Here is a 513-nt window from a genome sequence, read left to right as displayed (position 1 = left end):
ATCTGTAGAAAAGATAATTTTGGTATTCTCATTCATGATGAAAAGAATGGTCACACAGCCGCAATTGATGCACCTGAAAGTAAAGCGATTCATAGAGCTCTAAAACGTCGTAACTGGACACTTCAAGCTATTTTTGTGACTCATCATCATCACGACCATGTAGAAGCACTAGAAGAGTTAAAACAAGTTTATAAAGCTGTAGTTATTGGACCGGAAGCAGAAAAAGAAAAAATTAAACATCTTGACCAAACACTTCAACCTGATGAGTATTTTTTCTTTGGTACACACCCGCTTTTGGCTATTTCAACACCTGGTCATACTTTAGGCGCATTATCTTACTACTTTCCTGAAGAGGATTTACTCTTTGCCGGAGACACACTTTTTTCTCTTGGTTGTGGGCGTCTTTTCGAAGGAACACCTGCGCAGATGCTGGATTCCTTAACACAGCTTCGCCACCTTCAGGCTGACCCGCACCTTTCTTGCGCTCATGAATATACCCAAACTACTGCTCTT

Annotated in this window: 1 protein-coding gene; it reads left to right on the top strand. The window is 40.7% G+C overall.

What is annotated here, in order from left to right:
- Positions 1 to 513, top strand: a 513-nt coding sequence (locus tag J7R05_RS07755) for an MBL fold metallo-hydrolase (RefSeq protein ID WP_208541820.1), incomplete at both ends; no start/stop codon positions are given.

Origin of the sequence: Bartonella capreoli (genome assembly GCF_902813205.1) — a bacterium.
GTDB lineage: Bacteria > Pseudomonadota > Alphaproteobacteria > Rhizobiales > Rhizobiaceae > Bartonella > Bartonella schoenbuchensis.
This window is presented reverse-complemented; position numbering and strand designations above follow the sequence as displayed.